Below are 22,373 nucleotides of genomic sequence, written 5' to 3' on the forward strand. Positions count from 1 at the left end.
CTAGGCTGACCGGATGCCGGTCACCGTTCTCCTTGTCGACGACGAACCTCTCGTACGCGCCGGTCTGCGGGCCGTCCTGGAAGCGCAGCCCGACATCGAGGTGGTCGGGGAGGCGGCCGACGGAGCCGCGGTGATCCCGCTGGTGCGGCAGCTGCGGCCGGACGTCGTCGCCATGGACGTCCGCATGCCGCTCCTGGACGGGATCGAGGCGACGCGCGCGGTGCTGAAGACCGTCGACGAGCCGCCGAAGATCCTCGTGGTGACGACGTTCGAGAACGACGAGTACGTGTACGAGGCACTGCGCGCGGGCGCCGACGGGTTCCTGCTCAAGCGGGCCCGGCCCGCCGAGATCGTGCACGCGGTGCGGCTGGTCGCCGAGGGCGAGTCGCTTCTTTTCCCGGCCTCCGTGCGGCAACTGGCCGCGCAGTACGCCGGCGGGGGCGGTAACCGGGCGGCGCGCGCGGTGCTGGAGCGGGCCCGGCTGACCGAGCGGGAGGCCGAGGTGCTGCGGCTGATGGCGCGCGGGATGTCCAACGCGGAGATCGCCGCCCGCCTCGTCGTCGGCACCGAGACCGTGAAGTCGCATGTGAGCGCCGTCCTGGCGAAGCTGGGCGCACGGGACCGGACGCAGGCGGTGATCGCGGCGTACGAGTCGGGATTCGTGGCGCCGGGCTGATCCGACAGGGGCACAGGGCCGGGGCGCCCGGGGCGTTGGCAAGTTGCTCGAGCGACGGCCGCCTGAGGGTGCGTCGGGTTGTGGGGGCGGTTGCTGCCCTTGGGCTAAGCCGTGGTGGGCTGTGCGACACCTCCCATCCCGACCTCGCGCGGCTGGTCGGCAACGGATCGATGCTGGCGAAGGTCGCCTACAGGTCCTTGGTCGCCAGCGCAACAGCAACGGCCACATCCGCGCCTACATCGCGCTCCGCGCGCCACAGGACTGGCACGTGGCCGCCGGTATCGACCTCGGCGACCAGCGGGCCGTGCGGACGTACCTGCTGAGCATGTTCGACGGCTGGGACGAAAGCCTGCGCTACATCCTGCGCAACAGCGACAACGGGTTCATCAACCGGCCCCTGTCCGTCCTACCCGCCCCGCACACCTGGGAGCACGTTCGCGGCGTCACGCTGTCGGCGATGCCGCGCACTTGATGCCCGGTCGGGCTGGGCGCCAATCTCGCCATGCTCGACGGCTCCGACCTCGCCCACACCCTCGTTACCGAATCCAGCGTCGGCGACGCGGTCCGCGCCTACGAGAGCATCATGCTTCCGCGCTCGATCGAGGCCGCGACGGGCAGTGCGCAGGGACTCGACCACCTCGTTCCCGCGACGGCCTCCTGAACCGACTCCGCCGCTCCCGGCCCCGCGGCCGAGCCCGCGCTGACGACCACGACTGGAGCGCCCGCACTACTTGTGGCTTCGACCTGGCCACGCCTACGGCAGTGCTCACATCACACCGCTTGCCGGCCGCCCCGGCCGGCGGTCACGTGACCGGTCAGCCGTTCCCAGTTGCCGGAGCCGATGGCGGCCTTCTCGGCCTCGGTGAACGGCGCACTTTCGAGGAACGACCGCGCGACCCCACCACTGGTGTCGAGGAACGGGAAGCCGCCGGGCCGGGTCCCGAAGGTGTACGGGTAGTCGGTCGAGTACACCATACGGTCGGTGCCGACCACCTCGGCCGTCCACCGCAGGTAGCGCTCGCTGACCGTGCCGCTGCCCGCCACCCAGAAGTTCTGCCGGAAGTAGTCGGCCAGAGGTCGCTCCAGCTTCGCCATGTCCTGCAGGACGCCGATGTGGTCGAGGTAGAAGAGAACGACCTCGCCCCAGTGGCCGGCGATGACCTGAAGTCCTGGGTGACGGTCGAAGACGCCGGAGAAGATCATTCGCAGATACTGCACGCCGAGGTCGTAGTACCAGCCCAGGCCGGCGGTCGCGAGCGCACGCCCGACTCCGCCTGGCAGACCTGAGTAGTACGCCTCCTGGACCGACTGGACTGGGGTCTGCGGGTGGAAGTGCAGCGGCACCCGCAGGCGCTCGGCGGTGGCGTAGAGGTCGTCGAACTCCGGTGCGTCGGCCAGCTTGTCGCCTGTGCGCCCGTAGAGCATCGCGCCGCGGATTCCGAGTTGTGTGACGGCGCGCTCCAGTTCCGCTGCTGCGGCTTGCGGTGAGGGCGTCGGGATGGCCGCGAGCGCCTGGAACCGCTGCGGGTGGGCATCGACGATCTCAGCGAGCGCGTTGTTGGCCTCACCCGCGACGTGCATGGCGTCCTTTGCCGCGAGGTTCTGCACGCCCGGTGAGGCCAGGGACAGCACCGCGACGTCCAGGCCCGACGGACCGGCCGCCTCGGAGGTCGGTGCGGCCGCTCGCGAGCCGGTCCGGCAGCGGGTGGTCGACGCCGCGGCGGACTTGCTCGCTCGCGAAGGGCGCGACGCGGTCACCACCCGCGCGGTGGCGGCGGCGGCCGGGGTGCAGGCGCCGGTGATCTACCGCCTGTTCGGCGACAAGGACGGCCTGCTCGAGGCGGTGGCGGAACACGGCTACGCCACCTTCCTCGCGGCCAAGCAACTGGTACGCGAGGAACTGGACCCGGTAGGGGACCTGCGCGCGAGCTGGGACCTCAGCGTCGAGTTCGGACTAGCCAACCCCGCGCTCTACGTGCTCATGTACGGCGAACCCAAACGCGGGACCACATCGGCCGCCTTCCAAGCAGGCATGCAGATCCTGATGGGGCGCATCCGCCGCCTGGCCGCCGGCGGCTGGCTACGCGTCGACGAGAAACTCGCGGCCGCCCTCATCCACGCCACCGCACGCGGCGCCGTGCTGACCTGGCTCTCCCTGCCCGAGGACGAGCGCGACCCCGCTCTGCTCACCGCCATGCGCGAATCGATGGTCACCGCCGTCACCCACCAGCAGCCTGCCGTGCAAGGCGCAGGCCCCGCCGATGCCGCCCGGACCCTGCGCGCTCTGCTGCCCGAGCAGACGGCGCTGAGTGGCGCGGAACAACACCTCCTGGGCGAGTGGCTCGACCGCCTGTCATCGGATGGTTAGACGTCAACTGCTCCGCCGGCCAGGATGCTTGCGGTCGGTGCACAGCCTGGGCCGGGTCGCGCGTCCAGCTGCGCATGACCTTCTCCCGAGTCGGCACCAAGGCACCGAGGACGATACTCGTGTCCCGCAGGTCTTCGGGGAGATGAGCCGCCGGCCCTACACCGTCGACCACGCCCCGGCTTTCGTAGCCGGCTCCAGCTGAGGCCGAACTCCCCGCTCAGCCGGGCTCCCTTCAGGGCGAGCAGGAACAGCATGTGCGCATTCAGCGGACTCTCGCCGTGGCAGACGGCCTGCATGTGGCAGATCAGCGCATCGCGGACGGGCGAGTTCGGGTGGTAGCGCGGCCTCCTGAGAATCGTGCTGTGTCCCGGGCTCAGCAGCCGTGCTCGACAGGATATGCCGATTCAACCTCGGCTCCGACGTGCGGCCTGGACGGCCGGCTCCTGGAATCGTGGCGGTCATCCGCTGTCTGGGCCGGTCTGCTGCCGATTTCACCGTTGCATCGTCTGCCGCAGCGCGGCCTCCAGCGCCGCGCACGGCGCGTCGGCGTAGTGGACGGAGCGCCAGCTCACGACGCCGTCGGGCCGGACGAGCACGGCTCCGTCCTCGCCGATGCCGCAGCGGTCCGCGAAGCTCGAACCGGGTACCAGGGTCTGCGGGGTGAGGACGACGGTGTCCAGTAGGGCGCGGACCGGCGGGCGTCTAATGATCTGCGTGCTGCCCGTGCGAGGTCTTGGGCTGCCGTATCCACGCGGCCAGTAGCCGAAGCGCCTCTTCGGAGCTGGAGCCTGCCTCGGCGGTGTAGACACTCAACCGCTGGTCCGGGTCGGCGGGCAGGGTGAGTGACTCGAAATTGAGGGTGAGCGGGCCGACGATCGGGTGGTGGAAGTGTTTGCTGCCATGCGTGTGCCGAAACACGTTCTGGTCGGCCCACCAGCGGCGGAAGTCCTCATCCGTGATCGAGAGTTCGCCGACGAGTTCGGCCAGCAGTGGATCGTGGGGATGGCGTCCGGCGTCGAGCCGGAGCGAGGCGACAATGTCCTGGGCATGGGTGTCCCAGTGCGTATACAGCGAGCGGGCGGTCTCGTCGCAGAACATGAACCGCACCAGGTTCCGCTCGCGGGGCGGCAGCGCGTCGAAGTCGGTGAGCAGCGCATGTGCCATCTGGTTGGACGCAAGTACGTCCAGTCGCCGCCCCAGCACAAGGGCGGGGGTGTGCTCGAGGATCCGGAGCAGGTCGCGCAGCCCCGGGCGGACCGGCTGCGGACGCGTCGCCGTGCGGCGGGGCCTGCCTGCGGCGGCCTTGGCGAGCTGGAACAGATGGGTGCGTTCCACGGGATCGAGGCGTAGCGCGCGGGAGATGGCATCCAGCACCGTCTCGGAGACGTTCAGTCGGCGTCCGCGTTCCAGGCGTACGTAGTAGTCGACGCTCACGCCCGCCAGTTGCGCGATCTCTTCGCGGCGCAGTCCTGGCACTCGCCGAGGGCCGCCGTCGTCGGACAGGCCCGCCTGGCGCGGGGTGATCCGTGCCCGCCGAGAGCGCAGGAACTCACCGAGAGCTGTATTGCGGTCCATGCCGTTCACGATAGGGCCCAAGAGCGCCCCGACGGCCCGCGAAAGGGGGACTGGCAGTCCCCCGGTCCGGCTGTCCCCGGGGCGACGCGGACCCCCCGGAAGTCGATCAGCAGCCGATTCCGGTGCTGAAGTGGAACGTGTCGAGACCGACCGGGGCCCAACCGCCCCGGTCGGTCCCTGTTCGCATCGCACGAAGGGAACTCCTGTGTCGGACACCAAGACATTCCTGATCACCGGCGTCAGCACCGGCCTGGGCCGCGCGCTCGCACGCGCGGCGTTGGCCGCGGGCCACCGGGTGGTGGGCACGGTGCGCACGCCCGCCGACGCACGGGCCTTTGAGGCGCTCGCCGGGGACGCGCACGCCCGCATCCTGGACGTGACCGACCATGACACGGTGGACACGGTCGTGGATGAGACCGAGCGCGAACTGGGCCCGGTCGACGTACTCGTCGCCAACGCCGGGTACGGCCATGATGGCCTCTTCGAGGAGTCGTCGATGGATGACCTTCGCCGTCAGTTCGAGGTGAACGTCTACGGAACCGTGGCGGTGATCAAGGCCGTGCTGCCGCACATGCGAAAGCGCCGTTCGGGCCACATCATCGCCGTCACCTCGATGGGCGGGCTGATCACCATGCCAGGCCTCAGCTTCTACCACGGCAGCAAGTTCGCGGTGGAGGGCATCCTCGAAACACTCGGCAAGGAGGTCGCGGGTTTCGGCATCCATGTCACCGCCGTCGAGCCGGGCAGTTTCCGGACCGACTGGGCCGGCCGCTCGATGATCCGCGCACCCCGTGTGATCGCCGACTACGACGAGCTGTTCGAGCCGCTGCGCGCCCGGCGCATCCACGGCAGCGGGCACCAGCCGGGCGACCCGGACAAGGCCGCGGCCGCGGTGCTGCGCATCGTGGCGGCCGACCAGCCGCCGACGCGCCTGCTGCTCGGCACCGACGCGCTTCGGCTCGTCCAGGCCGGACGCGACGCCTTCGAGCGCGAGATGCTGGCATGGGCCGAGCTGTCGGCCTCCACCGACTTCGACGACGTCAGCCGGTCCGCCTAACGTCACTCGCTGTCGGGCCCCCGGCGCGGGGCCTCGACGGCGGCCGTCATCAACCTTAAAGCCTGCTTGAGAACGGTCTTGTTGCCGGTATTCAAGGGAGCGTGGGCCTCAGCGGACGGTAGATCGCCTACGGCCCGGCAGGGCGCCGGGATCGCCCTACTCGGGACGTCTCTGATCGCGCCGGCCCGCCAATTCGTCTTCGCCGATGCCGATGCCGATGCCGATTTTGCCGGACGTCTGGTTGACTGGGCCGGGCCGCTCAGACCCTGGGTACGACCGTCAGCATCGTCCGTAAACCCGCAGACCAGAAGTGCTTCGCAGTTCTGCCCTGCAGACGGATCGTGGAACGGACGGCTGACGCGGCTGACCGCGCATCGCCGCCTCGCCGCGACTACGAACGCGATCCCGCCACCGGCGAAGACATGATCCGCTGGGCCGCCATCGGCCTCACGACCCGGCGCCGCCCGGGGTGAGGATTTCCGTGAGATGTCCGTCGGGGTCGTGGAAGTAGGTGCCGTTGCCGAGACCGTAGTCAGGTCTCGGCATTCCGGGCATTTCGGCCTGGAAGGTCCGTCTGGTCACCAAAGCGTGAGGGCTTCGGCTTGAGTACGGTCTCTCGTTTCTGTCTGCCGCTGGTGCCGCAGGGTTGCGCCACCTGCCCACCCAGCCCTGGCCTTGCGGCTGGGGCCGGTGGTGCGGGTCTTCTGGTCGGCTCCACGAGGCTTCGACACCTTGGCGGTGTCCTGGTCTCCGGCCACTCCGGTACCAGTTGCTGCTGCCGCGAGGGCGGCGAGGTTGCGGGCTGCGTTGTCGTCCCGGTCGATGACGAGGCCGCAGGCGTCGCAGTGGTAAGTCCGGATGTGCAGCGGCAGCTTGGCTTTCACCGCGCCGCACCCGGAGCAGGTTTTCGAGGACGGGTACCAGCGGTCCGCGATAATCACGCGGGTCGCGTGCCGCTGCTGGGTTTTGCAGGCGAGCTGGCGTCGGATCTCGCCGAATCCTGCGTCGGCGATCCGGCGGGCGAGGCGCCGGTTGCGGAGCATCCCGGCGACGTTGAGGTCTTCGATCACGACGGTGCCGTACTCGCCGGTCACGGCGGTGGTGAGTTTGTGCAGGGCGTCGGCGCGGGGGTTCGCGACCCGGTGGTGCACCCTGTTGCGGGCGGCGTTGGCTTTCTCCCACCGCCTGGACGGCTTGCGTCCGGGGCGGTGGTCGGGGCCCTGACGGCGGGATGCGGTGCGCGAGGCCCGGCGCAGACGGCTGAGTGCCGCATCGAGGTGCCTCGGGTTGGGCACGGTGCGGGTCTCGCCGGTGGTGTCGGCCATAACGGCGAGCGTGTGCACACCGAGGTCGATCCCGACCGCGCTGTCGGGGCGGTTCACGCGTGTGATGTCGTGCTTGACCTCGGTCTGGAACGCGACGAACCAGCGTCCGCGTTCGTGTCGGACTGTGACGGACAGGATTCGCGCGGTCCCGGCCTGCACGCGCTCCAGGAGTTTGGCGGTGGGCTCGTGGACGCGGACCGCCCCCAGCCGTGGCAGTGTGACGTGCCGGCCGTCCGCGTCGACGCGGATCGTGCCGGTGGTGAACCGGCAGGACAGACAGGCCTTCCGTTTCGACTTGAAGCGGGGCATCCCGACCTTCTTGCCCCGTCGTTTGCCCTGCTTCGACTTGGAGTAGCTGTCGAATGCGGCGGCGGCGTTGGCGAGGCCGGTGGAGTACGCCTCCTTGGAGTTTTCCTCCCACCACCCAGCGAACCTGGGATCGTTCTGCTTGGTGGCGTTGAACGCCTTCCTGAGCAAGGGCAGCGACCACGGCCGCCACTCGGTGAGCTGGTCCTCGGGGATCTGGTAGGTCTCCTCGGCGCGGCGCTGCCACCACGAGGCGGTCACCCAGCCCACCGCCCAGTTGTATGCCGCCCTCGCCGCACCGCAGTGCGAACGCAACGCGGCCTCCTGGGAGGCATTCGGGTCCAGCGCGAACCGGAACGCCTGCACCACAAAGCCGGGCTGCCGCTGGAACTTCTTCACTCGACGGCCTCGCCGGTCACAACGGCCACAGCGCGTTCGGCCCGGTTCCTTGCCGCCCGACGCACATACAAGCCGACGCACATCGAGGTCAGCACCTCGGTGACGTCCCGTACCAGGTCGTCGGTGGTCTCGGAAGGATCGACGACAACCAGGCGCCGGCCACACGCCGACAGGGCGGCTTCGAGGTGCTCGACACCGAACCGAGCCAGCCGGTCACGGTGCTCGACCACAATCACGGCCGCGCCGGCATCCGCCAGAAGCCGGTGCAGCTTGCGGCGCCGCCCGTTCAGCCCGGGCCCCACCTCCGTCACGATTTCGGCGACGGCCAGACCCTGCCGGTTCGCACCAGCCACGACGCGAGCCACCTGCCGGTCCAGGTCGGCCCTTTGACCGGCGGACGACACACGGCAGTACGCCACCACGCGCCCGGACGGCTGGACAGCAGGCACGTCGACCAGTCAAGTCCCGGACGGCGCTTGGCGGACCGGGACAGGCATCTTCCCGTCCTTCACCCACCGCCAAGCAGGCTGATAGCTCACGCCCTGCTGACGCGCCCATTCCGAAAGCCTCACGCCTTCAAAGTTTACGATCTTCCCAATTTCTTGGCATGCGGGATCGCCGTAGTGGGTGATTCCGCCGTGCTGGATACGGGCGAGAGCGGCGTCGAACTCCTGCTCGCTGACCGTGAACGCGTAGTGGTGTGGCTCGCAGTCGTCCAACTGGTCGTAGTCCAGGCTGACCTGATTGGCCAGCGTGACCGGCGTGAAGTGCGCCACCGGCGGATCGACTCTCAGGCCGAGGATTTCGGCCAGAAACTGCGTAGAGGCTTGCGGGTCACGGGCGGGGACGATGGTGTGATTCAGTTCCACGGTCATAGTGAGCGTTTTTCACCCTCGGTCTGACCTGGTCAGATGCAAGTAGGGACGGCCTGAACCAGGGTGGTGATGCGGATGATGGAACACCTCAGCTTCCGCAGCAGCCGCCAGTCCTTCAGACCTGTGGATCGGTTCTCCCACTGGCCGCGCTGGGGTACCAGGACCGCGAGGCCGGTACCTCGGTACCCCTTGTCCCCCTTGTCCGCGAAGCCGATCGCCTCCGCTTCCACGAATGAGCCGCCCGCCGACATCGCAGGAGCCTGCCGTGGAGCGGCAGCGACAGGGTGGGGTTGGGCTGATGGAGTCGGCTACCTACCTCGAACTCGACCGATGCGACGCTGAATCATTGATCATCAGCCGCTGGTTCTGCGTCGTAGGGCTCGAATTCGATGTAGTCGAGGGGGTCCTCGTCGCGGCGTCCGAGCGGGGGCAGGCCCTCGGTCGCGAACCGGCCGCGCAGCCACTCCAGCAGCGTGTCGGTGAGGCCGGTGCTGAGCGGTGGGCCTTGGTCGGCATGGCGCGGTACAACGATCAATGGCCAGTCGTCCGGCGTGGCACCTTCGGTCAGCCAGCACAGTTGGTCGCCGTCGATGGAGTCGGCGAAGGGCAGGAATCCCCCGGGCTCGGGATAGACAGCCAGGGGGTGGTATTCCGGGAAGTTGGCTCTCTGCCCCTGGTAGGTGTCCGCGTACCACTCGGCCCAGGGTGCGAGCGCGTATTGGTCCTCGTCGAGTGGGGTACTGAAGCGCAGCCAGCCGACCCAGGAGCCGGCCCCATACCGCTCCATCAGTCGGACGTACTCACCCGGCAGCCGTGTATGCAGCCGTTCGTACAGCCAGTCCCAGTTGTGCTTACCGAGCGTGGGTGTTTCCGGCGGTGGGACGAGGGCGATCAAAGTCTCCAGCCCGCTGCCTGTGGTGAGCGCCGCACGCTGCTGAGCGGTTGGCACGGGTCGCCGAGGCGGCGGTGTCCACGGGGTGCACTCCAGGTCGGTTTGCATGCCACTTCGGGCGGCCACCGGGCGCATGCCGTCGGCCACGAGCCGGGCCATCGTCGACACGAGCGGGGTCGCGAAGCGCCGCCAGGGGTCGCGGCCCGCGTTCTCGTCGTCCTGACAGTGCATGACGACCGGCCACTGGTCGGGATCGTCGGATGCTGTGGTGTCCCAGTAGAAGGTATCGGCGGTACGGGTGGCGCCGAAGGGAAGGACACCGGGGGCATCACGCCGAGTCCGGTGGACCCAGGCCCCATAGTCGAACCAACCGCGGTTGACGCATGGCATGTGCAGCCAGAGCCAGGAGCCAATGTCGAGTGGGCCGTACGCGGCGGCGATGGCCTTGTAGTCGGCGGGCAAACTCGTCCCCAACCAGGACTCGACTGCCGCCCAGTCGACAGGTACTGCGAAGTCGGCCGGCGGATCGCCGAAGATCTCGGCGAAGGCGTTGACGTGCGGGTCTGGAGCACCCACGAGCCTATAGACCTTTACCGGGAGCGAACGGGTGTTGACCGGAAGTGCGGGGAAGCACATGAGCTCCTTCCAACCTGCCGCAAGAACAGGGTGGTTGGGCTGACAATGCAGTGAAGCCCCTGGTAGATGGGTTTTCGACCAAGAGAACCGTCTCCACCAGCGGCTTCGCATGCTTGTTTACCCGTCGGGCGTCGACGTGTCCAGTTCTGCCCTACGCTTCCTGTCCACCCGTCTGCGGCAGCACCGTCGCGCGATCGGCTCCCACTGGCGGCGTCTGAGCGCCGGCAGGCAGGCCCTGCTCACGCTCGCCCACCTGAGGGTGGGACACACGTATGCCCAGCTCGCGGCCGGGTTCGGCGTCGGGCTCACGACCGCCTACCGGTATGTCACCGAGGCTGTCGAACTCCTGGCCGACCTCGCGCCCACCCTGACCGACGCGATACGGGCCGCGTCGACGAAGGCGTTCGTGATCCTCGACGGCACGCTCCTGCCGATCGACCGCATTGCCGCGGACCGGCCTTTCTACTCTGGGAAACACAAGAAGCACGGCATGAACATGCAGGTCCTCACGGATCCCTTCGGCCGACTGCTATGGGCCTCACCGGCCCTGCCCGGCGCCGTCCACGATGTCCGCGCAGCTCGCGAACACGGCATCGTCGACGCCCTCGCCGAGACCGGCGTCCAGTGCTGGGCGGACAAGGCGTATCGGGGCGCGGGCGGCACGGTTCGTACCCCCCTGCTGGCATCGCTGGGAAATCCACTCCGCCGGTCAGAAGGCCGGAAACCGATCCCACGCGAAAATCCGCGCACTCGTCGAGCAGGCCAAGGCCACCCTCAAAGCCTGGAGACTTCTCCGCAAGCTCCGGTGCTCGACCACCGGCATCACCGCTCTCGTCCAAGCCGTTCTCGCCCTGCATCTGGCCAGTTCAGAGTGAGGATGGAAAGAGCTCAGTGACTCCTCGTCGGGGACGGGACTACGCGTGGTGGGGTGCTCGGCGGCCTTGGCGCCCCGGCGTGGTGCATGGATGGGTGACTGCCCGGGTGAGGGCAGGGCTTCATCGGCTGCCCTCCCCCGGCTACAGTTGGCGTGTCATACGTCGATCTGCTCGAAGATGTGCGGGTACGACACGATGTCGTCAGGGAACTCGGCCGCCATGCGCTGGAACTCCGGGCTACCGAACGCCGTGGCGAGCGCCTCGGTCGACTCCCAGACCGCGATGTTCATCAGAAGCTGACTGTCCGCCGTTCCCTTGTGCATCTGCAGGGAGACGAATCCCGGCTGAGCCTTCATGAACTCGGCCTGCCTCCGAAAGAGGGCCAGGAACGCTTCAGTCCTCTCCTTCGGGACGACGAAGGTGTTGGCCAGGACGATGGGCCCGGCCTTGTCCTTGAACTGCGCGAACATCGGCGTCATCGGGTCCAGGCTCTGCAGTTCGGCCATTTTCGGTACTTCCTCTCGCTATCGGTTGTCCCACGGCACCGAGGCCGGCCACCGCCGTACTGGATCCGGCGACGCTCAGACGCTCGCTTGTCCGTGCGGGTACTGCTTGCTGGGGGGTCCGTTCCATCGTCCCGGCGCAGGCAGGCCCTGAAGTCAGCCGCAGTTCTCGTTCAGATGGGCGACTTCGGTCGGACCGCGCGAAGCCGTGCCATACCTGGGGATGACACCGGCCCCTGAGGGGCGCGCCGAGGGCCGAGCGACTACCGAACTGGTGCAGAAGCGCTGTCGTTTGAAGGGTTCTGGCTTAACTTCGTGCATCGGCCACTCTGTGTGACGGCTGGGCGTCTCGGGGCGGCGTGCGAAGGCGCCCGAAATAGGCCGTGGTCACGGCGGTTGGGCTGACAGTGCGGGCCGTGGAGGATGTTGTGCTTCGGCTGCAGGAGCTGTTGATCCCGTCGATCGCGAACGTCGCGGTGCTGTCGGTGGGCGTAGGCATCGAGCTGGTGCGCGTTGACGCGCAATGCGCCGCGGGCGGCGCTGCCTGCCCGGGATGCGGGACCTGGTCGCCCCGGGTTCACAGTTCCTGCCTGCGGTTTCCCGCCGACGCTAGCGAGCGCCGGACGAAGCGTCGTACACGACAAGCGCACGTCACCCCAGCCGGTGACCGCTGGGCCGCCCTCGCCCCGGGCCGTCGCCGGATGGATCCTCCGGCACCCGGAAACCGTCACCTCGGCCGAGCCGCTTCAGCTCAAGGCATCCGGACGCGCTACCCCCAACTCGACGTTCTGACCCGGCACGTCCGGTCCTTCGCGACCATGCTTACCGGTCGGCAGGGCCAGCGCCTGCCGGACCGGCTCGACGCTGTGCAACAGGACGACTTACCCAGCCTCCACAGCCTCGCCACCGGCATCGACCGAGACCGTGACGCCGTCATCGCCGGCCTCACCCTGCCTTGGAACTCGGACGTCGTGGAAGGTCATGTCATCCGGATCAAGGTGATCCAGCGCCAGATGTTCGGCCGCGCTGGCTTTGCCCTCATACGGAAGCGCGTCCTGCTTTCCTCATGACAACCGCTGTCGGTGGCTGCTGCGATGATCATTGCACGTCAACGCGAGGAGATCACCTTGGGAACTTGGGATGTCGGCCCTTTCGAGAACGACATGGCCGCGGACTTCGCCCACACCCTGGACGAGACGGCCCCGGACAAGCGCGAGGACGTTGTGCGGACGACGCTCAGCCGCACCATCCAGGCCCCGGACTACCTCGAAAGCCCAGAGGGCGCAGAGGCTGTCGCAGCTGCCGCTCTCATCGCGGCACAGTGCCCAGGCGGTGAACCGATCAGTACAAGCTACGGACCCGAGGAAGCCCTTCCGACTTTCGCCGACGATCTTCGGCCGCTTGCTGTCGAGGCACTCGACCGAGTGGTAGCCGAGAAGTCCGAGCTCGCCGAGCTCTGGGACGAGACACCCAGTGGCCCGAAGTGGCGGCAGAGCATCAGCCGCCTTGGCACCGTCCTCGCACCCGAATACGGTGCCCAGAAAGACGCACTGTTCGATATGTGACCGGACAACCCGCTGCCGGCTGTGAGCCAGGGTCGGCCTGGGGGCTTCTCCGATACGTGTGGCTCGGACACAGGGTTGAGCGAACCAGGCTATGGCCGGGCCAGTCCGGTCTGGTAGGCGATGCCGACGAGTTGGGCGCGGTCGCGGGCGTGGAGTTTCACCATCGCGCGTTGGATGTGGGTGCCGCACGGTGTGCGTGCTGAGCACGAGCTTGGCGGCGATCTCATCGTCGCTCAGGCCCTGGGCGGCCAGTGCCGTCATCTCGCGTTCGCAGCTGGTCAGTTCACTCGCTATGACAAGACAGCCGAGTTCTCCCAGGCAGCCGTCACCCTCGCCTCACTTCTCATCTGGGTGTGATCTTTCGCGTCGGTCCTAGCCAATGAGGCGGCGGCGCCAGTCCAGTGGGGTGATGGTGATGGCCTGGCCGGGGTCACGGTCCCACTCGGCGTGAAGACCAGCTGCTTCGAGGGCAGCCACGACCTCCTGGCCGATGGCTGCGGTGGTCTCGGACGAGCCGTCGAAGCCGCCATAGAGCAGCATCAGTCCGTGGCCGGCTGCGGCGGAATCCGTGCACTGGGTGTGGAAGTAGACGTAACCGCGGTCGTCGGGCTCGCCTTCACCGCCGATCTCGGACTGGCCGCAGCTACGGCAACAGGTGAAGTTCTCGCGGGCCGTGATACCGGCCTCCCGCAGGGCGGTGAACGCGCGGGTGAGCCGCTCAGGGTCGGTCTCGCCTTGCCATTTTGCTTGCTCCACGACGCGCTCCAGCCACAACTGGTCGGCCAGCGCCTGTGCCTGCTCCCGGGAAACGGGTCGGCGGTCCCTGGTGACCAAGTACTCCTCCGCAAGCTCGGCCAGTTCGGCACGGGAGGCGTAACCGCCGATCAGCACCTCGCGGACACGCTTTTCCAACTCCTCGCGCTCGTCTTCGTCGAGGTCGAGCGGCGACACCTCCTGGGTGGGGCCCATGTCCAGCAGCGACCAAGCCAGACCACCGTCCCATCCGGCCTCCCGGCGTGCCCAGCCGGTAATCGCCGCAATCACGAACTCGGGCCTGTCGGCCGTAGCCTGGAAGTGCCGGTCAGCGGCACCGTCACGGTGCTCCAACGTGTAGTCGCGACCGGCCTGGTGCCAGACCTGGGCGAAGACGTCAGGCAGGTCAGGTATCCGCTGGATCACCAGGAAACGGTCACCTTCACCGCCGATGCGCCGAACCAGCCCGGCCAGCTCCTCGGCGGACACACGGACGTGCCGCTCCCAGTTATCCGTCTTCACCACGATTTCGAGCATGCAAAGACTCTGACACACCCCTCTGACAGCGGACCTCCCCCCATGGCCCTTTACGCCGCGGCTACCAGTTCGAGGTAACCGCCGAAGAGAATCTCCCGGACCTGATGCCGGCTGCACTCCTCCGCCGTCTACGGCTGGCTGAGGTGGTGGCCCGCCTTCTTGACAGGGCGCGCACACCCTTAACGCACTGAATGGGACACGATCAGGCGCCGAGGGAAAGACCGCGGACGGTGCGGGGCCAGGCGGCCACAACGCGGGTTCCGTAGTCCTTGGCTTTCCCCGATCGGTCAGGAGCAGTGGGAAGCAGTCGGATCATCACAGGCCCGGCCCAGGTTCGGGATGGTGTCCCGCCCAGTGGTGTCGGAATCCGGACCACCTCGCTCCGGCTACCGCCTCCATGGTGATCACCGCCGAGGTTCCTCGGTCGGTGTCGATGCTGTTCCAGGCCATCGGAGCGGCCTCTGCCCGGGCGTCGGCCCTGTCGACGTGCGTGACGTGCGGAGTCGTGGACTCCACATCGCTACACCACTTCGCGGGACGCGATCAGGTTCGGGGTGGGTTCGTCCATCGGTGGGCGTCGCATGACGCTGCCCAAGGCCTAAGTTTGTGCTCCATTTGGGGGTATTGCGGTTACGGACCGCGCGGTGGGGCGTTGAACGTGTATGAGCGGAAGTCATAAGCGGAAGCGGTCAAGGTCGCGAGCGTTCGAGCAGGTGCAAGCGCAGCTGGCTCGTGCGGCTGCTGCGATGGCTGTGGGGAAGAAGTCGCCGCGGCGGGGAGTGGAAGAAACGGTTCGCCCGGCCGGTGCAGAGCCGGACAGCGGCCGTGGCAAGGCGGCGCCGCCCGGCTTGAGCTGAGATCATCCGCGTGCCCTCTCTTAGCCCAAGACAAGGCGTTCACTCAACTGTGGAGCCGTTTGAACCGGCGACTCGTCGTCAGCCTCTGGATGATCGATTCCAAGGGGTTTGGTGGTCGTAGGCGTTCAGTGCGCGCATGCCCGGCTGGCCGCGCATGAACCCGGCCTCACTCATCAGGCCCCCTTGGAATCGATCATCTGGGGAACCGGGAGGCGCTCTACCGGCGGACCGCCGAGATCAGTCCGCCGGGCCGCTCCTCGCGCTGCGGCGGGGTGCTGATCGGGCGGCCGTAGGCGGCAGCGCACTCGCGCAGGGTGTGACACTCGGCCTCCCAGCCGTGCCCGGCCAGCCAGCCCACCGGGTCGTCGGGCATCTCCGAGACCCACATGGACGCCGCCGATCCCGGCACGGCGTCTACGCCGAAGCGCTCGATCACGCCGCGCGAGCCCAACGTCAGCCCCATCCGACTGCCTGCCGCCGACTGCGCGCTGATCCGGGCCAGCAGCAGCTCCACCGCGTCCTCGGGCAGATAGATCAGCAGTCCTTCGGCGATCCACACGGTCGGCACCGCCGGGTCGTGTCCTGCGGCGGCCAGCGCGGCTGGCCAGTCCTCACGCAGATCCACCGCGACGGTGATCCGTTCGCAGCGTGCGACGGCCCGCTCCTGGCGCAGCACCGAAGCCTTGAAGTCCAGTGGCGCGGCGGTGTCGACCTCGAACAGCCAGGTGCCCTCGGGCCAGTCCATCCGGAAGGCCCGGCTGTCCATGCCGGCGCCGAGCAGCACGACCTGCCGAACCCCGGTCGCGGAGGCCTGCTGCAACAGGTCGTCGAGGAACTTCGTCCTGATGACGATGGAGAACGCCACGCCCAGCCGGCGGCGTCGCGCGGCCTCGTCACCGGGCAGCGGCGGCGAGGAGGGCCCCAGGCCGCCGGCGGTGGCGAAGGCCTGTGCCAGTGGGTCGCGGAACAGCGCGTCCTCCCGCTCGGTCTCCAGCGCCCGCACCCTGGCCACCCCCACCGCCGTGGCCCACACTCCCGACGGCTGCACCCGCTCCTGCTCATCAGTCACCGCGCCAGCCTAGATGATCGATTCCCAGGGGCCTGATGAGTGGAGCCAGGTTCGTGCGCGGCCAGCCGGTCATGCGCGCACTGACCGCCTGCGACCACTAAACCCCCTGGAATCGATCACCTAGTACTCCAGTGTGACTTCGCGATCATGTCAGTACTGCGGTCTACCCTCGTTGGCCATGGACTACGACGTGCACGTCACGCGGCGTGAGAACTGGTGGGATGAAGAAGGCCAAGACATCAGCACGTGGTCTTGCCGGATCCGTTCTCGCCGACCAGGGCGAGGACCTCGCCCCGGCGAACCTCCAGGGTGACGCCGTCAAGGGCGGGCTTCTCGGCGCCTGGATAAATGTAGGTGAGGTTCTCCGTCTTGACGGTGTTCGGGGAGGCGGGAGAGCGGGTTCCGCGGTTCATGCGGTGGCCGCCGGCTTCCTCGATGAAGTCGACCCAGTCGTCGAAGTACGGGCCGGTGCGGAAGAGTTGGGTGCCGTAGCCGACGAGGCCTCGCAGGGATGAGCCGAAGGTGCGCAGGGCGAACACTGCGGTTCCGGCGGAGGCTACGGACATGTGGCCGGTCGCCAGGAGTGCCGCGAGCGCGCTCCAGACGATGAGGGATCCGATGCCTCCCGCGAGGGCGCCGAGGAGTTGGTAGCGGCCTCCTCGGTTGATGGCGCGGTCGGTGATGGTGTCCACGCGGGCGCCGATCTTCCGGTACAGGCCGAGGAGGAACGGGGCCATGGTGCCGGCGCGGACCTGGTCGGCGGTTTCCTTGTCCACGATGTACCAACGCAGCAGGGCGAGGATGCGCCGTTCGGACGACATGGCACGGCTGGCTTCGTAGGTGACCTGGGCGCTTTTCATGCTGGCGAGGCCCTGCGGGAGGACGGCCAGGAGGAGCAGCGGGAGGAGGACGGGGTGGAGGGCGGTCAGGACTCCGGCTGCGGCAATGATGGACGCGGCGCAGGCCATGAGCTGCTGGGACTGGGTGATCAAGTCCTGGGCGAGTTCGGCGCCCCGGTCGGCGTTGTCCCACCGGTCGTTGAAGCCCGGTTGGTCGTAGGCGGTCAGCTCGGCCGCGACGGCGGCGTTCAGCATCTCCAGCTCGGCTTCGCGGGAGATCCGCGGGGACAGCCGCCAGGACAGGTTCGTGATGGCGATGGCGAGGAGGGCTCGGGCCCCGGCCGCGATGGCGAGGGCGGCGATGGCCGGGGCGGCGCTGGTGAGCCGGTGCTGAATGTGTCCGGAGGCAACCAGGGCCGTGATGGTGCTGGTGGTGGCGACCAGGCCGAACGCTTCCAGGCCGGCGGAGAGTCCCTGGCAGGTCAGCAGGGAGACGACGGCGCGCCGGTCGATCTTCCAGGCGAGAGCGAGAGCGCAGCGCATGAGGTACGGAAGGCGCCGGGCCATCCCAAAGGTGGTGGCGGGCTGGCGGCGCAGGACGGTGAGGCGAGGGGACTCGAACCGGAGTTCCTCGGCCGGTTTGTCGGAGGCGGGTTCGTCAGAAGCACTTCCTGTACTCAAGCCGGTCCTTCCGTAAGGGAGTTAGGCATGCCAGGGTGCGCCATCCCGGATCGTCCCGGATCGTCCCGGGACGGCACGAGCGCAAGATCCACTCGAACTCGTGAACCGTGCGGTGTGGCGACTTGCGCAGTACCGAGGAGGAGCCAGTGACGCCACCCACACCCGAGCGCCCCTCGCCGCGCCGCCGGCGTTCGATCCGGCTGACCACCTGGCGCAACGAGGTCCGGTTCCTCTTTGATCTTGGCCAGTGCTCCGGCGTTTACGCCGGGGGTGAAGGCCATCTCAGAACTGCTCTGACCGCACCAGGGGCACGGGTCCGCACTGTTCACCTCAGCCCGCGGGGCGCTTCTGATTCTTGATGTACAGCTTCACGACGGTCAGGGGCGCCCCTGCGTAGATGCCGGCGAAGTAGGAGCCGGAACAGAAGTGTCCGCCCCACGATGACGTGACGCCCGTGCGCACATCGGGATTTGGAGTCCAGCGTGGGTATGTATGGTGATCGCCATGCAGCTTCTGTATTCGTTCCGCGTGTACCCGAGCGCTGGTCAGCGTCAGTCGCTGGCCAGGGCGTTCGGGTGCGCACGGGTGGTCTTCAACGACGCGTTGCGCGTCCGCGAGGACGCCCGCGCCGCCGGGCTGCCGTTCGTCACTTCCGGTGAGCTTTCCAAGCGGCTCACGGTCGCGAAGAAGACGCCCGAGCGGGCGTGGCTGACCCAAGTGTCGTCGGTGATCCTCCAGCAGTCCCTTCGGGACCTGGACACCGCCTACCGGAACTTCTTCGGCTCCCTCAAGGGCAAGCGCCCCAAGATGGGGCCGCCCCGTTTCAAGTCGAAGCGGGATACCCGGCAGGCGATCCGATTCACCGCGAATGCCGGGTGGAAGATCACACCCGGTAAAAAGCTGCGCCTGCCCAAGATCGGCGACCTGACGGTGACGTGGTCACGCACCCTGCCGTCCACCCCCACCACCGTGACCGTCATCAAGGACAGCGCGGGTAGGTACTTCGCCTCGTTCGTCATCGAGACCGGCCCCGAAGAAGTCCTGATGCCGGCAATACCCGAGGTCGGCATCGACCTCGGGCTGGGGCACTTCGCCGTCCTCTCGGACGGCCGGAAGATCGACAGCCCCCGCTTCCTGCGCCGGGCTGAGAAACAGCTCAAGAAGGCACAGCGCTCCCTGTCCCGCAAGGAGAAGGGCAGCGCCAACCGGAACAAGGCCAGGGTGCGCGTCGCACGGGCGCATGCCCGCGTCGCGGACGCACGGCGGGAGTTCCACCACCAGCTCTCCACCACGCTGATCCGCGAAGACCAAGCCATCGCGGTGGAAGACCTGGCGGTCAAGGGACTCGCCCGCACACGCCTGGCCAAGTCCGTGCACGATGCCGGATGGTCGCAGTTCGTGACCATGCTCGCATACAAAGCCAGCCGGTACGGGCGCACCTTCGTGCGCATCGGACGCTTCGAGCCCACCTCTCAAGTCTGCTCGGCCTGCGGCGTCAAGGACGGCCCCAAACCCCTCCACGTCCGAGAGTGGACCTGCGGGACCTGTGGGACCGTCCTGGACCGGGACATCAACGCGGCGGTCAACGTCGCGAACGCAGCCGGACTGGCCGTGTCAGCCCGTGGAGCGCAGGTAAGACCGGTATCCCTACCGGCACAGCGCGATGAAGCAGGAACCCACCCGGAGCCGCACCCGACAACGGCGCGGCAGACGGGAATCGCCCTCCTTTAGGTGGGCGAGGATGTCAATGGCCCCCACCACATCCGACCGGCTACCGCACCCTGCGGATATTCGACCGGGACGGATACGACGTCGGCCGGCTCGTATGGGTCGTGTGCGACGAGTGTCACGTCGGCAGCATCCACAAGATCTCGAACGACCCTACGCCGCGACGCCGTTCGGTGGGCCTGCGTGGGCGCCCACCGGATGCCCCCGGTGGGTCCAGGCCACGGGCGGTGACGAGGCGTGCGGTTCCGTCGGCCAGGCTGTAGCACAGGCCCACCACAGCGGCCTGTCCGGCGGCGACCCCGTTCGGCCAGGACGCGGGAGCGGTCCAGCAGCAGGTCGATGGTGTGCCTTATGCGCTCCGCGAGGATCTCTCCGGCACTCAGGCGTCCGGCGGCCCTCGCCGCCAGCACGCTGGGAGTGACTCGCTCGACGACGTCCCGGACGTAGCCGGCTGGCGCAATGCCGTCCTCCAGCGGGGCGCAGGCCGCGCCGACCGCCCCGCACGAGTCGTGGCCGAGGACCGCTACCAGGGGGCAGTCCAGCACGTCGACGCCGTACTCGATGCTGCCGATCACTTCCGGTCCCATGACGTGGTCGGCGGTGCGCACCACGAAGAGATGGCCCAGACCGCGATCGAAGACGATCTCGGCGGCCAGGCGGAAGTCGGAGCACCCACTGCGCTGGGACGGAGCGACCTCGGTGCGGCGTATGGCGTCTGGTTCGGGGGCGCCAGGGCACCCGCGACGAACCGCTGGTTACCGGCCAGCAGCAGCTCGAAGGCTTCACGGGGGGGATGCGGCCTTGATCTCTGTCATGGCCGCAGATTGCGGCCGGCCCAGCAGACACGCGCGGCCGGGTCCACGGTCGACGGCCTCCGTGCCTCCGTGGTCGGCACGCCCAGACGCCGGGCGATCGCCCTCGATCCGCCTCCTCAGTGCGCTGCGCAAGCTGTCCGGCCCTCAACGGACCGCCCGCACCGCCTCGCCATGCGTAAGCCTCACCACACAACCATGCGGGCCCCGATCACGGCGTACGCCCGATGAGCGGCGCCGCTGCCACCAGCCGCCCACGAGCGACTCGACGAGCGCGGGAGCTGGACTTTTCGTAGATTGAACAGCGAGCGACTGGCAGGGAATGCGTGTGACACCAAAGATCGACTACACAGGGGTGTTCGCCGCCCTTCCGAGCCCGTGCGTGGTGCTCGGCACGGACCTGGTGATCGCCGATGCCAACTCGGCCTTCTGTGTGGTGACGGGACGAAGCCGGGTCGAGCTGGTCGGGCAGTACCTCTTCGACGTCTTCCCGGACAACCCAGCCGACTCGGAGGCCGACGGGGTGGCGACGCTGAAAGCCTCTCTGCACAGGGTGCTGTCCTCGGGCCAGACGGATCACATGGCGCTGCAGAAGTACGACATCCCGGTCGCCGGCAACCTCGAGGTGTTCAAGGAGCGGTGGTGGACCGCGATCAACGTGCCCGTCCTCGGCCCCGACGGCAGGGTCGCCTGGATCCTCCACCGGTCCGAGGACATGACCGACGTCGTCCGCGCCCGCCGCACGGCACACCTGCCGTCGGTCCGCCCTGGCCGGGAAGCGGCCATGGAAGCCGAGCTGTACGCCCGGGCGCGGCAGCTGCAACAGCTGAACGAGGAACTGCGGCAGGCCCATGCCCGTGAGCGGCGCATCGCCGTCGCCCTCCAAGAAGCCATGCTCCACTCCCCCGACCTGGCCCGACACCCGAACATCGCCGTCCGCTACCTGCCCGCGACCGGATCACTGAACGTGTGCGGCGACTGGTACGACGCGGTCGACCTGCCCGCGGACCGCTTCACCGTCACGGTCGGCGACGTGGTCGGCCACGGGCTGATGGCCGCCACCGTCATGGGCCGACTGCGCAGCGCGCTGAGCGCCGCCACCCGCGCCGTCCACGGCCCCGCCCAAGCACTGGAGGTCCTCGGCCTGTACGCCCGCTCGGTCGAGGGAGCACTGGCCGCCACCGCCGTCCAGGTCCTCGTCGACTGCCACAGCCACCTGCTCATCTACAGCAGCGCCGGCCACCCCCCGCCCGTCCTGCTGCACCCTGACGGCACCTGCGAACTCCTCGACCAGGCCACCGACCCCCCGCTGGGCGCCCGCCCCGAACACGTCCCCCGCCCCCAGGCCAACAAGACCTACACGCCCGGAGACACCCTCATCCTCTACACCGACGGCCTGATCGAACGCCGCGGTGAGGACATCGACGCCGGCCTGACCCGCCTGACCGACATGCTCGCCACCTGCACCGAGTTCGGCGCGGAACACCTCGCCGACGCCCTCCTCGCCGGCCTGGACCTCGCCAGCGGCGCCGACGACGACATCGCCATGGTCGTCGCCCGCCTGGACCGAACGACCCGACCGTACTGATCGGGCCGGCTTCGGGCCTCGGCCCGGACGGATGAGACGGCCGGCCGGTGCGACCGGGCCGCGATCGAGAAGGCCGCCGAGGAGCAGGGAATCCGGCCTGGCCTCTGGTGCCGGGACCTGGACCACCGCATCGAGGCTGGATGGCTGGCACCGGTCAGCCACGTACGCCGCCTCGTGTGGTCAGGTGACCGCGGGCACCGGAAGGGGCTGCGATCCACGGCACCTGAGCAGTCGCGGCTCGCCGGGGGTGCATCGGGCGTTGTCTCCGCGGCCTCCGGCGGCTCCGCGGAGCCGGCATCATCCGAGGGACACCTGGCCTGGCTGCACTGCGGCGGCGAGCGGCACGTCGACGCACGGTGGTGATCCGATTCCGCCGTCCCCCCGCCGCCCTCTGCCACCGTGGGACCCCTGCCTGTCGCCGGGCATTGGCCCAGGCGGCGGGAGTGGCTCAAACGGG

20 protein-coding genes and 4 pseudogenes are annotated in these 22,373 nt (G+C 68.6%); 11 read left to right on the forward strand and 13 right to left on the reverse strand.

Features of this window, described 5'->3' with window-relative positions; translation table 11 throughout:
• Window positions 1-13: 13 nt before the first annotated feature.
• From ACFYOH_RS28460 to ACFYOH_RS28470, 3 genes are all read left to right on the forward strand, one after another.
• A complete protein-coding gene (locus tag ACFYOH_RS28460) occupies window positions 14-676 on the forward strand; it encodes a response regulator (RefSeq protein ID WP_388631105.1) in 663 nt (220 codons plus the stop codon).
• Window positions 677-944: 268 nt separating this feature from the next.
• Entirely contained in the window at window positions 945-1,148 is a 204-nt protein-coding gene (locus tag ACFYOH_RS28465) for a hypothetical protein (protein ID WP_388631108.1), read from the forward strand.
• A 30-nt stretch (window positions 1,149-1,178) separates the two neighbouring features.
• Window positions 1,179-1,337, forward strand: a complete 159-nt coding sequence (locus ACFYOH_RS28470; RefSeq protein ID WP_388631110.1) for a hypothetical protein — start codon at window positions 1,179-1,181, stop codon at window positions 1,335-1,337.
• Between the two features lie 110 nt (window positions 1,338-1,447).
• Here ACFYOH_RS28470 and ACFYOH_RS28475 read toward each other — a convergent pair whose 3' ends face one another.
• Window positions 1,448-2,308, reverse strand: coding sequence for an amidohydrolase family protein (locus ACFYOH_RS28475; protein ID WP_388631113.1), 861 nt, complete (start codon window positions 2,306-2,308; stop codon window positions 1,448-1,450).
• Between ACFYOH_RS28475 and ACFYOH_RS28480 the strand changes: the two genes are divergently transcribed.
• Window positions 2,256-3,044: a TetR/AcrR family transcriptional regulator gene (locus tag ACFYOH_RS28480; RefSeq protein ID WP_388631116.1), complete on the forward strand. Its 789-nt coding sequence runs from the start codon at window positions 2,256-2,258 to the stop codon at window positions 3,042-3,044. The two genes, ACFYOH_RS28475 and ACFYOH_RS28480, sit on opposite strands and share 53 nt — an antisense overlap.
• A gap of 491 nt (window positions 3,045-3,535) precedes the next feature.
• Here ACFYOH_RS28480 and ACFYOH_RS28485 read toward each other — a convergent pair whose 3' ends face one another.
• A complete protein-coding gene (locus tag ACFYOH_RS28485; protein ID WP_388631119.1) occupies window positions 3,536-3,853 on the reverse strand; it encodes a hypothetical protein in 318 nt (105 codons plus the stop codon).
• A complete protein-coding gene (locus ACFYOH_RS28490) occupies window positions 3,747-4,619 on the reverse strand; it encodes a helix-turn-helix transcriptional regulator (protein WP_388631122.1) in 873 nt (290 codons plus the stop codon). Before ACFYOH_RS28490 ends, ACFYOH_RS28485 begins: the two co-directional genes overlap by 107 nt.
• Before the next feature lie 205 nt (window positions 4,620-4,824).
• Here ACFYOH_RS28490 and ACFYOH_RS28495 point away from each other — a divergent pair, with 205 nt between their 5' ends.
• On the forward strand, window positions 4,825-5,676 hold the full coding sequence (locus ACFYOH_RS28495) for an oxidoreductase (protein WP_388631125.1): 852 nt from the start codon (window positions 4,825-4,827) through the stop codon (window positions 5,674-5,676).
• A gap of 578 nt (window positions 5,677-6,254) precedes the next feature.
• Here ACFYOH_RS28495 and tnpB read toward each other — a convergent pair.
• The 4 genes and pseudogenes from tnpB to ACFYOH_RS28515 form a co-directional block, all read right to left on the reverse strand.
• Window positions 6,255-7,706, reverse strand: a complete 1,452-nt coding sequence (tnpB, locus tag ACFYOH_RS28500) for an IS607 family element RNA-guided endonuclease TnpB (protein WP_388631128.1) — start codon at window positions 7,704-7,706, stop codon at window positions 6,255-6,257.
• A pseudogene (locus tag ACFYOH_RS28505) lies at window positions 7,703-8,278 on the reverse strand (IS607 family transposase). Before ACFYOH_RS28505 ends, tnpB begins: the two are co-directional and overlap by 4 nt.
• 335 nt (window positions 8,279-8,613) lie before the next feature.
• A pseudogene (locus ACFYOH_RS28510) lies at window positions 8,614-8,775 on the reverse strand (IS5/IS1182 family transposase); the annotation flags it as partial.
• A gap of 149 nt (window positions 8,776-8,924) precedes the next feature.
• On the reverse strand, window positions 8,925-10,109 hold the full coding sequence (locus tag ACFYOH_RS28515; protein ID WP_388631131.1) for an SMI1/KNR4 family protein: 1,185 nt from the start codon (window positions 10,107-10,109) through the stop codon (window positions 8,925-8,927).
• 109 nt (window positions 10,110-10,218) lie between these two features.
• On the opposite strand from ACFYOH_RS28515, the pseudogene ACFYOH_RS28520 reads away from it, so the two are divergent.
• Window positions 10,219-10,984, forward strand: a pseudogene (locus ACFYOH_RS28520) (transposase family protein).
• A gap of 155 nt (window positions 10,985-11,139) precedes the next feature.
• Here ACFYOH_RS28520 and ACFYOH_RS28525 read toward each other — a convergent pair.
• Window positions 11,140-11,490: an antibiotic biosynthesis monooxygenase family protein gene (locus ACFYOH_RS28525; protein WP_388631134.1), complete on the reverse strand. Its 351-nt coding sequence runs from the start codon at window positions 11,488-11,490 to the stop codon at window positions 11,140-11,142.
• 413 nt (window positions 11,491-11,903) lie between these two features.
• Here ACFYOH_RS28525 and ACFYOH_RS28530 point away from each other — a divergent pair, with 413 nt between their 5' ends.
• Window positions 11,904-12,557 carry a hypothetical protein gene (locus ACFYOH_RS28530; protein ID WP_388631137.1) on the forward strand — a complete coding sequence of 218 codons (654 nt, stop codon included), beginning with the start codon at window positions 11,904-11,906 and terminating at the stop codon, window positions 12,555-12,557.
• Window positions 12,558-12,581: 24 nt separating this feature from the next.
• Window positions 12,582-13,052 carry a DUF4259 domain-containing protein gene (locus ACFYOH_RS28535; RefSeq protein WP_388631140.1) on the forward strand — a complete coding sequence of 157 codons (471 nt, stop codon included), beginning with the start codon at window positions 12,582-12,584 and terminating at the stop codon, window positions 13,050-13,052.
• A gap of 89 nt (window positions 13,053-13,141) precedes the next feature.
• Here ACFYOH_RS28535 and ACFYOH_RS28540 read toward each other — a convergent pair.
• The 4 genes and pseudogenes from ACFYOH_RS28540 to ACFYOH_RS28555 form a co-directional block, all read right to left on the reverse strand.
• Window positions 13,142-13,340, reverse strand: a pseudogene (locus ACFYOH_RS28540) (response regulator transcription factor); the annotation flags it as partial.
• A gap of 84 nt (window positions 13,341-13,424) precedes the next feature.
• Window positions 13,425-14,342, reverse strand: a complete 918-nt coding sequence (locus tag ACFYOH_RS28545; RefSeq protein WP_388631143.1) for a DUF6891 domain-containing protein — start codon at window positions 14,340-14,342, stop codon at window positions 13,425-13,427.
• 1,074 nt (window positions 14,343-15,416) lie between these two features.
• The gene (locus ACFYOH_RS28550) at window positions 15,417-16,232 is read right to left on the reverse strand and encodes a class I SAM-dependent methyltransferase (RefSeq protein WP_388631698.1); all 816 of its coding nucleotides are present in this window, start codon (window positions 16,230-16,232) and stop codon (window positions 15,417-15,419) included.
• A 275-nt stretch (window positions 16,233-16,507) separates the two neighbouring features.
• Window positions 16,508-17,788, reverse strand: coding sequence for an ATP-binding cassette domain-containing protein (locus ACFYOH_RS28555; protein ID WP_388631145.1), 1,281 nt, complete (start codon window positions 17,786-17,788; stop codon window positions 16,508-16,510).
• A 504-nt stretch (window positions 17,789-18,292) separates the two neighbouring features.
• Here ACFYOH_RS28555 and ACFYOH_RS28560 point away from each other — a divergent pair.
• The gene (locus tag ACFYOH_RS28560; protein WP_388631148.1) at window positions 18,293-19,519 is read left to right on the forward strand and encodes an RNA-guided endonuclease InsQ/TnpB family protein; all 1,227 of its coding nucleotides are present in this window, start codon (window positions 18,293-18,295) and stop codon (window positions 19,517-19,519) included.
• Here ACFYOH_RS28560 and ACFYOH_RS28565 read toward each other — a convergent pair.
• The gene (locus tag ACFYOH_RS28565) at window positions 19,516-20,226 is read right to left on the reverse strand and encodes a carbonic anhydrase (protein ID WP_388631701.1); all 711 of its coding nucleotides are present in this window, start codon (window positions 20,224-20,226) and stop codon (window positions 19,516-19,518) included. The genes ACFYOH_RS28560 and ACFYOH_RS28565 overlap by 4 nt on opposite strands.
• A gap of 113 nt (window positions 20,227-20,339) precedes the next feature.
• Here ACFYOH_RS28565 and ACFYOH_RS28570 point away from each other — a divergent pair, with 113 nt between their 5' ends.
• The gene (locus tag ACFYOH_RS28570; protein ID WP_388631704.1) at window positions 20,340-20,510 is read left to right on the forward strand and encodes a hypothetical protein; all 171 of its coding nucleotides are present in this window, start codon (window positions 20,340-20,342) and stop codon (window positions 20,508-20,510) included.
• 146 nt (window positions 20,511-20,656) lie between these two features.
• Window positions 20,657-21,916, forward strand: a complete 1,260-nt coding sequence (locus tag ACFYOH_RS28575; RefSeq protein ID WP_388631151.1) for a SpoIIE family protein phosphatase — start codon at window positions 20,657-20,659, stop codon at window positions 21,914-21,916.
• Window positions 21,917-22,373: the final 457 nt, after the last annotated feature.

Source organism: Streptomyces sp. NPDC007856 (assembly GCF_042868225.1).
Taxonomy (GTDB): Bacteria; Actinomycetota; Actinomycetes; order Streptomycetales; family Streptomycetaceae; genus Streptomyces.

Coding starts and splice junctions, on each gene's coding strand:
- ACFYOH_RS28515 (WP_388631131.1), bottom strand. CDS start 10,109: ATGTGCTTCCCCGCACTTCCGGTCAACACCCGTTCGCTCCCGGTAAAG.
- ACFYOH_RS28470 (WP_388631110.1), top strand. CDS start 1,179: ATGCTCGACGGCTCCGACCTCGCCCACACCCTCGTTACCGAATCCAGC.
- ACFYOH_RS28480 (WP_388631116.1), top strand. CDS start 2,256: ATGGCGTCCTTTGCCGCGAGGTTCTGCACGCCCGGTGAGGCCAGGGAC.
- ACFYOH_RS28560 (WP_388631148.1), top strand. CDS start 18,293: ATGCAGCTTCTGTATTCGTTCCGCGTGTACCCGAGCGCTGGTCAGCGT.
- ACFYOH_RS28535 (WP_388631140.1), top strand. CDS start 12,582: ATGATCATTGCACGTCAACGCGAGGAGATCACCTTGGGAACTTGGGAT.
- ACFYOH_RS28460 (WP_388631105.1), top strand. CDS start 14: ATGCCGGTCACCGTTCTCCTTGTCGACGACGAACCTCTCGTACGCGCC.
- ACFYOH_RS28490 (WP_388631122.1), bottom strand. CDS start 4,619: ATGGACCGCAATACAGCTCTCGGTGAGTTCCTGCGCTCTCGGCGGGCA.
- ACFYOH_RS28525 (WP_388631134.1), bottom strand. CDS start 11,490: ATGGCCGAACTGCAGAGCCTGGACCCGATGACGCCGATGTTCGCGCAG.
- ACFYOH_RS28545 (WP_388631143.1), bottom strand. CDS start 14,342: ATGCTCGAAATCGTGGTGAAGACGGATAACTGGGAGCGGCACGTCCGT.